Raw genomic sequence first — 11,010 nt, forward strand, 5'->3', positions numbered from 1 at the left:
GGTCCGGCCGGCGCGCCTCGGGGGCCTGGGGCAGGGCGATGAGCAGGGCCTGCTCGCCGGCGGTCAGGCTCTCCGGCTCGTGGCCGAAGTAGGACAGCGAGGCGGCGCGCACCCCCTCCAGATTGCCGCCGTAGGGTGCCAGCGTCAGGTACAGGGCCAGGATCTCGTCCTTGGACAGCCGGGTCTCCAGCTGCACGGCGCGGATCGCCTCGATCACCTTGGACGCCAGGGTGCGCGGGCGCGGCTCCAGGAGGCGCGCGGTCTGCATGGTGATGGTCGAGCCGCCCGACACCACGCCGCCTGCCGCCGCGTTGCCGGCCGCCGCTCGGGCCACCGCCAGCGGATCGACGCCCAGGTGCAGGCGGAAGCGCGCGTCCTCGACCGCCGTCAGCCGCTTCAGGAAGGTCGGGTCGGTGCGCTTCAGGTCGGCGCGCACCCGCCAGCGGCCGTCCTCCACCGGCAGGGCCCGCAGCCACGCGCCGTTGCGATCCAGCGCCACCGGCGAGGACCGCTGCGCCCGCCCCATGTCCGGGGCGAACACGGCGTCCAGCGCGAGGACCGCCGTTTCCGCCGCCAGCAGGGCGCACAGGCCCAGCGTCAGGCGGCGGATCAGGTTCGGGTTCTCACCAAGCTTCACTGCACACGCTCAGTCTGACCGCCTCAGCCCCCCGCGCCGATCGCCGTGCGGCCGCCCGCGGTGCGGGCGAACACGGAGGCCCGGTACATGTCGCGGGCTTCGGCGCCGGGCAGGTAGAAGTTCCCCGGCGTCACCGCACGGGCGACGTAGGCCACCGCGAACGGCTCGCTGCCGGGCAGGCTCATGGCGGCGACATAGCGGTCGTCGCGCATCTCCTGGGCGTTGGCGCTGGAGAGCTCGCCCAGGAACTTGAACGGGCCGTCCTTGGCGTCTTCCGGCGACAGCACGGTCTCGATCTCGAAGCCGGCCGGCAGGGCGTCGTCGATCACCAGCGGCACGGTGCGGCCCTGGCCGTTCTTGCCCGAGACGCGGATCACCACCCGGTCGCCCTGGCTGAGCGTCGACGGATCGACGCCCGCGCCCTGCATGGTGAAGAAGCTCTTCTGCAGGGTGACGCCGGCGTTGATGGCGCCCGGCGCCTGGGCCGGCGCGCCGCGCACGGTGACGGTGCGCCACAGGGCGCCCGAGCCGCGGTTGGTGAAGCGCGCGTCGGCCAGCTTGCCGACGCTCCAGCGCTGGGCGCCGCCGGCGGCGGTCAGCTGGGTGACGCCGCCAGCCTCGATGCGCATGACGCCGGCGGCGCGGACCATGTAGTGGGCCGCCTGCAGCAGGCGGGCCTGCTCCTGGGTGTTGAGCGCGTCGGGGTCCTTCACCGCCCCGTCCAGCCGCTTCTGCAGGTCGCGGGCGAGGTCCTTCTCGCCGGCCTCGTAGGCCAGGGCCACGACCCCGGCCAGGTCGCGCAGCGGCGACTGGTACCAGTCGTCCGGCGCGCGGTAGCCCAGCGAAGAGACCGCCTGCTTGAAGGCCGAGCGGGCGCGGGCCTTGTCGCCCATCATGGCCAGGCCGGCGCCGATCTGGGCGCGCGCCAGCGGGGAGCGCTCGGACTTGAACTGCACGTCGTGCCACCAGCGCAGGCGGGCCAGGTCGCCCTTGCCGCCCTTGGCCATGACGTACAGCGCATAGGCCGAGGCCTGGGAGCGCATGCGCTTGGTCGCGTCGCGCGAGGCGTCCTCGTTGCCGGCCCACCAGGTCGGATACTCGGTGCGATACGAGATCGGCGCCCAGCCCTCGGGGCGGGAGATCTGGCGCATGGCCGACAGCGCCTTGTCCAGCGCCGCCTGCGGCACCGGCGCGCCGCGATTGCGAGCCTCGACCAGGAAGTCCGTGGCGAAGGCGCCCAGCCAGGCGTCCGCCTCGCCGTCGCCGGCGCGCCAGAGGCCGAAGGCCCCGTCGGCCGACTGGCGGTCGAGCAGTCGGCCGACCGCCTGGCTCAGCAGCGGATCGGCGCGCGCGGCGGTCTTGCCGTCGGCGGTGGCCTGGGTGGCGTAGAGCCACGGATAGGCGGCCGAGACGATCTGCTCGGTGCAGCCGTAGGGATAGCGCGACAGGCCGGCCGCGATCGGGGCCGGGTCGAAGCCGCGGAACGGCGAATAGGACACCTGCAGGCTGGCCGAGCCGGGTTGATAGCCGGCCAGCAGGGCGGCCGCCGGGGTCCAGGCCTCGCCCGGCTTCTGCAGCTCGCTGGTCACCCGGGTTTCCGAGCCCCAGCCCGGGCGGGTCTCCAGGCCGTAGGTGCGGCCGTACTGGAAGCCCTGGCCGGAGACGTCGAAGGTGACGCCGCCGACGCCGGCGCGGGAGGGCGCGGCGACTTCCACCCGCTCCACCGCGCGCTGGCCGACCAGCAGCTGATAGGCCTTCTGGAAGTTGACCAGTATGCCCTTGGCGCCGCGGATCATGGCCGAATAGACGCCCGGCTTGCCCTCGACGTTGTGCAGCTCCAGCGTCGCCCAAGCCCGGTCGCCCGGGGCCAGGAAGCGCGGCAGGGCCAGTTCGGCCACCACCGGCTCGCGCACGGTCATCTTCTCCTCGGACGCGCCCACCGCCTCGTCGGTCCAGGCCACGGCCATCAGGCGCAGCTCGCCGTTGAAGTCGGCGGCCGGCAGCACGACCTTGGCCGTGCCGTCGAGACCGGTCTCGACCACGCCGGACCACAGGGCCACGGTCTTGATCGGCGTGGTGGTCAGGCCCTCGCCGCCGATCTCGTCGGCGCCGTAGTTCAGGGCCGCGGCCGCGCCCATGTTCGGGTCGATCAGCCGGCCGTAGTCGTCGCGATAGTCGACGCCCAGCGCCCGCTTGCCGAAGTACCACTTGGCCGGATCGGGGCTCTGGAACTTGGTCAGGTTGAGGATGCCCTGGTCGACCGCGGCCACGGTCACCCGCGCGCGTTGGCCGAACGGCAGGCCCTTCACCTTCACCGGCACGACCAGCTGGTCGCGGCCGCGCGCCTTGGCCGGCGCGCCGAGGTCGACCGCCAGCTTGCGGTTCTTCGGGTCCAGCGAGACGTAGGTCAGGCCGATGGCCCGGCGCGGCTTCGGCGTCGCCACCGGATCGCGCGGCTGGACCACGCTGACCAGCACGTAGGCGCCGCCGCCCCAGGCCGGCGAGGTCTTCAGCTTCACGCTGGTCCCGCCGGCGGGCACGTCGATGTTGCGCAGCTCCAGGATCCGGTCGGTGGCCACCGCCACCTGCGCCTGGCCGGCGTAGGGGGCCTTGATGTTGACCGTGACGGTGTCGCCCTGGGCGTGCGGCTTGGTCCCGGCGCTGACCCGGACCATGTCGGGGCTCTCGGCGTCCTTGGCGGGCGCGCCCCAGCCGGCGGCGAAGCGCACCACCGTGCGCGCGCCGCTGACCGGCTCTTCCAGCAGCAGGCGATAGTCGCCGAAGTCGAGGCGGCGGCTCAGCTTGGCGGCGCCGCCCGCGCCGACGTCGATCTTGCCCGAGGCCACGACCACGTCGCGGCTGGTGCGCCGCCACTGCCAGCGGCCGTCCTGCTGGAACCAGTCGTAGTCCCAGTTCTCGGACACCAGGGTCCAGCGCGTGCCGGGCGCCGCCACGCGGGTCCCGGACGGATCGACGGCGATGACGTCCATGGTCACCGTCGGCGTGCCGCGCCAGTTGGCTTCGCCCGGATCGACCTTCACGCCCAGGAACTTCTCGCGCTGGCGGATCTTCAGCTCGGCGCCCTCGCGCACCGGCCGGCCGCCCGGCTCGAACACCGAGGCGTTCAGCAGGGCCTTCAGCGGCTGGGCGGTGTCGCCCACGTCGGCGGCCTTGAACACCAGGGCCGCGTCGCCGCCGCCGTCGGTGACGGTCTCGCCCAGCTCGAGGAACTTCTCTTCAAAAGGCGCCTGCTCGTCGCCCCAGCGGAAGTCCTTGTAGGCCGGGAACGGGTCGTAGTCGGGCTTCACCCGCGCGTCGCCCTGCACCTGCAGGCCCGCGCCCGGCGCGCCGTACAGGAAGCGGGCGTCCACCCCGATCTTGCGCTCCTCGTCGGCGGCGCGCAGCGGCTTCGACGCATCGGCGGCCACGTCGACCGCCAGCCGTTGCGGCGCGAAGTCCTCGACCGAGAAGTTCAGCTTGCCGGCCGGCTCGTCCAGGCCCTCGATCTCGACCGTGGCGGTCCAGCGGCCGCGCGGCGCGCTCTTGGGCAGCACCACGTTCGCCGAGGCGAAGCCCTCGGCGGTCTTCTCGAAGCGCCAGCGGAAGGCCTCGACGCCCGAGGGCCGCTTCACGATCAGCGAGCCCTTGCGGTCCTTCACCGCCTTGGCCTCCGCGTCGCGCAGCAGGGCGACCAGGCGCACGGTCTCGCCGGGGCGGTACACGCCGCGGTCGGCGTAGACATAGGCGTCGACCACGGAAGACGCGCTGCGCCCGGCGGTCAGGGCCGCGGCGCCCTCGACGGGACGGCCGCCCACGCCCTGGTTCGACAGGTCGACCGGCGCGCGGTCGAGGTCCATGGCCGTGAAGTCGGCGCCCGGCCCGTAGGCCATCGCCATCTTGGGGGCCTCGTTGCCCTTGCCGTCCAGCAGCGCGCGCGCGAAGTGCACGCGGCCTTGCGCGTCGGAGCTGCCCTCGGCCAGATCCTCGCCGTTGCGCGAGACCAGGGCCACGCGCACGCTGCCCATCGGCTTGGCGGTCTTCAGCGAGCGGACCACCACGTCCAGGCCCTCGGCCCCGCGATAGGAGACCAGCGCCATGTCGGTGAACAGCACCCATCGCCTCGCCTGGGCCGGCGGGTTGGGATCGTACTCGTCGTCGCCCTTCTTCAGGTCGCGGCCGCCCGAGGCGTCGCGCGCCTTGATGACGTAGGCGCCGGGCTTCATCTCCTTCAGCACCGCGCCCAGCGGGAAGACGGTGGTGGCGCGGCGGCCCTGCGGCGCGCGCACCGGGATCTCGCCCTTCCAGATCACCCGGCCTTCCTGGTCGGGGCTGTCCGAGCCCCAGTCGTCCGGATATTCGCCGTCGCCGGTCGGCGAGGGCGCGGCGATCTCGCGGCGCACCAGGTTGCGGTCCGGCACGCGCCAGACCTCGACCGCCAGCTTGGAGACGTTGACCGTCTCGATCGGCACGCCGTCGCTTTCCTCGCGCGGCAGGATCACGCCCTCGCCGGCGAAGCCCACGAAGGGCGGCTTCTCGCCGAAGGTGAAGTCGACGTCGGCGTTGGCGGCCAGCTTGTCGTTCCCGCGGCCCGGCAGGCCCTTCAGGAAGGTCACGCGCCGGTCGTAGAAGCCCAGGCCCGTCAGGCACAGCTCGGTGCCGTTGACCACCGTCACGGCCGGCGGCCGGCCCGGATCGGGCGAGACCAGCACGAAGTCGCCGTAGGACGCCTTCGGATCCAGCGGGCGGCTGAACTCGACGCAGACGCGCGGATCGGCGGTGGTGGTGTCGATGCGCTGGCGCCACACCGCGAAGCCGTCGGGCCGGCGCGAGGCGCGCGGGGCTTTGGCGTCGCGCGGCTTGCCGAAGCCGGAGGCGAAGCCCGAGGCGGCCTTCAGCAGGCCCCCGTGGGCGGCGGCGGCGCCTCCGCCCTGAAACGCCTTGGCGGTCAGGAAGCCGCCGCCGAAGCCGACGGCCAGCACCAGAACCGCGCCGATCACGAGCGGCCTGTTCTTCCACCACTCCATGACCCGTCCTCCAGCGCGTGAGACCCGCGTTCCTCGACTCAAACCTTAACGATGTGGCAGCGTCAACAGCGCCGCTTCCCGGGCCGCTTTCCAGGGCGCTTCCCAGGCGAGCGCCGTTGCGCGCGGGCGCGCCGGAGCTTAGCGGTGTCGAAGAGGGGTAACGGCGTTCAGTTGGCGGCGTGGAGGGGACGATGAGCGAGGTGGGACCGGGGCTGACGCGTCAGATCCAGACCTACATGGACGGCCTGCAGGGCCGCCGTGCGGACGTCCCGTTCGACATGGCCGCGCTGGAGGCGCGCGCGAGGGAAGCGCTCACCCCCGAAGCCTGGGCCTACATCGCCGGCGGCGCGGGCGCCGAAGCCACCGCCGCCGCCAATCGCGCCGCGCTGGACCGCTGGAAGGTGGTGCCGCGCATGGCGCGCGACTGCGCCAGCCGCGACCTGACCGTGAAGCTGTTCGGGCGCACCCTGCCCGCCCCGCTGCTGACCGCGCCGATCGGCGTGCTGTCGCTGGCCCATCCGGAGGCCGACCTGGCCGTCGCCCACGCCACCGCGGCGCTGGGCCTGCCGATGATCATCTCCAACCAGGCGTCGTTCCCGATGGAGCAGATCGCCGACTGCGCCCCGGGACCGAAGTGGTTCCAGCTGTACTGGGGCCGCTCGGACGAGCTGGTCGCCTCGCTTGCGAAGCGCGCAGAGGCGTGCGGCTGCGAGGCCATCGTCGTCACGCTGGATACCACCATCCTGGGATGGCGGGCGCGCGACCTCGACCAGGGCCACCTGCCCTTCCTGCGCGGCCAGGGCATCGCCCAGTACACTTCCGACCCGGTGTTCCGCGCCATGCTGCCCGAGCCGCCGGAGAAGAACCCGCAGGCCGCCGCGGTGATGTTCACCCAGGTCTATTCCGACCCCAGCCTCAGCTGGGAAAAGCTCAAGACCCTGCGCCGCCACACCCGCCTGCCGATCCTGGTGAAAGGGATTCAGCACCCGGAGGACGCGGCCCTAGCCGTCACCCACGGCTTCGACGGCGTCGTCGTCTCCAACCACGGCGGCCGCCAGGTCGACGGCGCGGCCGGCAGCGCCGAGATGCTGGCCCTGTGCGCCGACCGGGTGGGCGGGCGCATTCCGGTGCTGTTCGACAGCGGGATCCGCGGCGGCGCCGACGCCTTCAAGGCCCTGGCCATGGGCGCTGACGCGGTCTGCATCGGCCGCCCCTACGTCTGGGGCCTGGCCGCGGCCGGCCGGGCCGGCGTGCAGGCGGTGCTGGCCAACATCCTGGCGGAGCTGGACCTCACCCTGGCGCTGGCCGGGCACAAGGCGACCGCCGGCCTGCGGCGCGACGCGCTGATGGCGGGGTGAGCTGGGCGACCGGCCCTTTCGCGGGGAGAGGACAATGCGCTCGTTCGGATCGTTCGTTCTGAAAGCGCTCGCCGCCGTCGCGGTCGGCGTCGTCCTGCGCTTCGTGGTCGGGCTCACGCCGGTCTGGTGGCTGGTCTGGCTGGCCCCGGCGCCGTTGCTGGCGCTCGCCTTCCGGAACCGGGCGAGCGACGCGCGCTGGATGGTGGCGCTGGCGGCGCTCATCGCGACCAGCACGAACTTCTCGTACTACCGCCTGGTCGCGCCCTTGGAGTTCGCGGTGCTGGCGGTCGTGGGCCAGGCGGCGCTCTGGTTCGCCGTGGTCATGGCGACCCGACGGGTGGTGCTCGCCTGCAAGGCCTGGTGGACCGTCTTCGCCTATCCGGTCTTCTGGGTCGCCGCCGACACCCTGATGGCGGCGCTGCTGCCGGACGGGAACTGGGCCAGCCTGGCCTATTCCCAGGCGGACATTCTCCCGCTGCTGCAGCTGACCTCCCTGTTCGGCGTCCCCGGCTTGCTGTTCCTGGTGGCCCTGGTCCCTTCCGCCCTGGCCCTGGGCCTCGCGTTCGGACGTGACCTTCGCCACGGCTGGCGGGCCTACGCCGTGACGCTGGCGCTCGTCGTCGCGGCGACTGTCTTCGGGACGGTGAGACTACAGACGCCGGCAGCCGGAAACGCCGTCTCGATCGGGATCGCGTCGATCGACGACGCGATCGGCCTGCAGGCCTCGGGGCCGTACACGGCGAGAATCCTGGACGCCTACGACCGGAAGGTGGCGGCGCTGGCGTCCCGAGGCGCCGAGGTCGTCGTCCTGCCGGAAAAGATCGCCCTGCTGCCGTCGGCCTCGGCCGAGGCCTGGCGCGCGCGCTTCAGCGCCATGGCGCGCGCGAACAAGGTCTGGCTGGAGGCGGGCGTCGGCCTCGACGAGGGCGGCAGGCAGTTGAACCTGGCCTGGCTCTTCGACCCGAACGGCGAGCTGACCGACCAATACCAGAAGCACTACCTCGCGCCGCCGGAACGGGGCCGGTACGTTCCGGGGACCGACTTCTCGGTGCGGAGCATCGGCGGGGCGAAGTATGGCCTGGCCGTCTGCAAGGACATGCACTTCGCCGCGCTCGGGAGGGCCTACGGCGCGCGCGGCGCCTCGGTCGTCCTGGTCCCCGCGTGGGACTTCAACTACGCCGACGCCTGGATGGAGAGCCGCACCACGGTCACGCGTGGTGTGGAAAACGGCTACACCGTCGTGCGGGCGTCGCGCGAGGGCCTCCTGACCGTCAGCGACCCCTACGGCCGCGTGCTGGCCGAAACGTCGAGCCGGCCGCTGCCCGGCGCGGACCTGCTCGTCCGGGCGCCGGTCTCCGCGCCCGTGCCCACGCTTTACACGCAGATCGGCGACGTCGTGGGCTGGGCCTGCGTCCTCCTCGCCGCCGCGCTGGCGGCGCTCGGCCGCCGACGTGGGCCCGCGCCGGAACCAGGGCGCGTCGGTGTCGGAACGCCGTCGCCAGCTTGACGCGGCGCCCTGACGGACGCCCGCAAACGTTCTATCTACCGCTTCGATGAACGAAGTTATTCCCGCGGAACAGATCCGCGCCGTCTACGACGACACCACCATCCGCGTGTACCAGGCCTATTCCGAGGCGATCGCGGACAGCGCCCTCAAGCACCAGACCTTCGTGTCGCCGCCCTTCAAGATGGAGCGGATGACCTGGATCAAGCCGTCGTTCCTCTGGATGATGTATCGCGCCGGTTGGGGCTTCAAAGACGAAGGCCAGACTCGAATCCTGGCGATCGACATCACGCGCGAAGGCTTCGAATGGGCGCTGGCCCACAGCTGCCGAAGCCACCCGGAGCCCGGCGTCAGCCGCGAGACCTGGGAGGAGATCAAGACCAACACGCCGGTCCGTATTCAGTGGGACCCGGAGCGCGACCTGTCGCTCCAGCCTCTGGCGCACCGTGCGATCCAGATCGGGCTGAGCAAGGAGGCCGTGACCCGGTACGTGAACGACTGGATCCAGCGGGTCACGGACGTGACGCCGCTCGCGCACTCGATTCATGCGCTGGCGGTCGAAGGGCGAACCGAAGAGGCCACGCGCCTGCTGCCGGATGAGAAGACCTATCCAATGGCCAGCTTGATCGACGCGTAAGGGGAGGGTGAGCCGTGATCACGTCCCGAAATGACAGTTCGGGCCAGCCCCGCGGGCGACCTGCGATCGGGCTCACCATCATGGTGTTGGCGATCGCCATGTTCTTTTGGTGGGGCTTCCACTTCGAAGTGTTCGGGCAGCGGATCCGCCCTAGCCTCCCCCACCTCGGCTTCATCGGTTGGCTCGTCTTCGGAGCTTTCGGCATGGGGTTCGCCGCGGGTGGTGTGCGCGCGGGCGTCAAGGGCGCGGGAAGCCTTATCGTCCTGGTGGCGGTCGCCGTGGCGATCGGGGTCGCGTTAGGCAACTACGGCTGACGTGGCCACCAACGTCCCCGAGCGCTCCGATTCCACCATGGACTTGAGGCGCTCCGGCATCCCTTCCGGTGCAAAGATCACGGAGATCGACACCATGCCGCCCCAGGTCACCCTGCGCCCCTACCGGCCCGACGACGCGCCGGCCATGGCGCAGCTCTACTTCGACTCCGCCCGCACGCTGGGCCCGCGCCGCTACACGCCCGAGCAGGTCGCCGCCTGGGCGCCCGCGCCGGCCGACCCGGCCTCCTTCCGCGTGCGGGCGGAGGACGGGCGCACGACCCTGGTCGCGGTCGACGCGCAGGGAGCGGTCGCGGCCTACGGCGACCTGGAGCCGGACGGCCACGTCGACCACCTGTACTGCCGCCCCGACATGGCCGGCGCCGGCGTGGCGGAACAGGTGCTGGACGCCCTGATCTCCCACGCGCAGGCGACCGGGGTGCGTTCGCTCTACGTCGAGGCCAGTGAACTGGCCCGCTCGCTGTTCGAACGGAAGGGCTTCGAGGTGGTCGAGCGGCGCGACTTCGTCCTGCGCGGCGTGCCGATCCACAACTACGCCATGCGCCGGGCGCCGACCTGAGCCGGCGAAGCGCGGACCCCCTCCACACGCGGCGCGTTGAGTCTGCGAAGCACCGGAGAAGGGATCATGCGCGCGCCTCTGCCGTTCGCCGCCCTCGCGGCTTTCCTCGCCCTCTCGCCGCCAGCCGTTTCGGCGCAGGCCCAGGGCGGCGAGTGGTCGTCGGCCCAGACCATCGAGATCCAGCTCAGCAACTACAAGTTCGAGCCGAACACGATCACCATGCGCCGCGGCCAGCCCTACCGGCTGCACCTGGTGAGCACCGGGGACCACAGCTTCAGCTCGCCGAAGTTCTTCGCCGCGGCCCAGATCGCGCCGCAGGACGCGGCGATGGTCACCGGCGGGAAGATCGAGGTCGACAAGGGCGCGCCCCGCGACGTGCTTCTGATCCCGCAGCAGGTCGGGACCTACGAGTTCCACTGCACGCACTTCATGCACGCCCCGATGGGCATGAGCGGCCACATCACCGTCCAGTAACGGCGCCGGACGACTTGCGGCGCCGGCGCCCGGCAGTTACGCCCTCGCGCCACAAGCCGAGGACACCATGAACGATCAGACTGACGACTACGTCTACGACGAGGCCAGCGGCGAGTGGCTGCCGGCCGCCGAGGCCGCGGCCAAGGCGGCCTCGGCCGGTCAGGTCGAGGTGCGCGACAGCGTCGGCAACCTGCTGGCCGACGGCGACAGCGTGGTGCTGGTCAAGGACCTGAAGGTGAAGGGCGCGGGCCAGACCCTGAAGCGCGGCACGGTGATCCGCTCGATCCGCCTGACCGGCGACGAGCAGGAGATCGACTGCCGCTACGAGGGCATCAAGGGCCTCGTCCTGCGCGCCGAGTTCGTGAAGAAGAACTAGACCCTGATGTCGAGCAGCGAGCCCGGGCGCAGCAGCCGCTGCGGCTGACCGCTCGCTTCCGCGCGGGCCGGGGCGGCGGCCTGCGCCACCGGACGGGCCGGCTCGGGCG

The 11,010-nt window shown here is 72.1% G+C and carries 9 protein-coding genes; 7 read left to right on the top strand and 2 right to left on the bottom strand.

Features of this window, described 5'->3' with window-relative positions:
* Both G3573_RS16700 and G3573_RS16705 read right to left on the bottom strand, forming a co-directional pair.
* Positions 1-637 (bottom strand): transglycosylase domain-containing protein (locus G3573_RS16700; protein WP_346427406.1); only part of this gene is annotated, 637 nt, incomplete at its 3' end.
* A gap of 23 nt (positions 638-660) precedes the next feature.
* Complete coding sequence (locus tag G3573_RS16705; protein ID WP_163262678.1) at positions 661-5,661, bottom strand: alpha-2-macroglobulin; 5,001 nt, start codon at positions 5,659-5,661, stop codon at positions 661-663.
* A 191-nt stretch (positions 5,662-5,852) separates the two neighbouring features.
* Here G3573_RS16705 and G3573_RS16710 point away from each other — a divergent pair, with 191 nt between their 5' ends.
* From G3573_RS16710 to G3573_RS16740, 7 genes are all read left to right on the top strand, one after another.
* Positions 5,853-7,019, top strand: coding sequence for an alpha-hydroxy-acid oxidizing protein (locus G3573_RS16710; RefSeq protein WP_163262680.1), 1,167 nt, complete (start codon positions 5,853-5,855; stop codon positions 7,017-7,019).
* Between the two features lie 34 nt (positions 7,020-7,053).
* Positions 7,054-8,526, top strand: a complete 1,473-nt coding sequence (locus tag G3573_RS16715) for a carbon-nitrogen hydrolase family protein (protein ID WP_163262682.1) — start codon at positions 7,054-7,056, stop codon at positions 8,524-8,526.
* Positions 8,527-8,572: 46 nt separating this feature from the next.
* Positions 8,573-9,160 (top strand): DUF4291 domain-containing protein, encoded by a 588-nt coding sequence (locus G3573_RS16720; protein ID WP_163262684.1) that lies wholly within the window; start codon positions 8,573-8,575, stop codon positions 9,158-9,160.
* 14 nt (positions 9,161-9,174) lie between these two features.
* Complete coding sequence (locus G3573_RS16725) at positions 9,175-9,474, top strand: hypothetical protein (RefSeq protein WP_163262686.1); 300 nt, start codon at positions 9,175-9,177, stop codon at positions 9,472-9,474.
* A gap of 1 nt (position 9,475) precedes the next feature.
* Positions 9,476-10,051: a GNAT family N-acetyltransferase gene (locus G3573_RS16730; protein WP_205598312.1), complete on the top strand. Its 576-nt coding sequence runs from the start codon at positions 9,476-9,478 to the stop codon at positions 10,049-10,051.
* Between the two features lie 66 nt (positions 10,052-10,117).
* The gene (locus tag G3573_RS16735; protein ID WP_163262688.1) at positions 10,118-10,525 is read left to right on the top strand and encodes a cupredoxin domain-containing protein; all 408 of its coding nucleotides are present in this window, start codon (positions 10,118-10,120) and stop codon (positions 10,523-10,525) included.
* A gap of 118 nt (positions 10,526-10,643) precedes the next feature.
* Positions 10,644-10,901 carry an alkylphosphonate utilization protein gene (locus G3573_RS16740; RefSeq protein WP_240454766.1) on the top strand — a complete coding sequence of 86 codons (258 nt, stop codon included), beginning with the start codon at positions 10,644-10,646 and terminating at the stop codon, positions 10,899-10,901.
* Positions 10,902-11,010 lie beyond the last annotated feature (109 nt).

This window comes from Caulobacter sp. 17J65-9 (genome assembly GCF_010975005.1).
GTDB lineage: Bacteria > Pseudomonadota > Alphaproteobacteria > Caulobacterales > Caulobacteraceae > 17J80-11.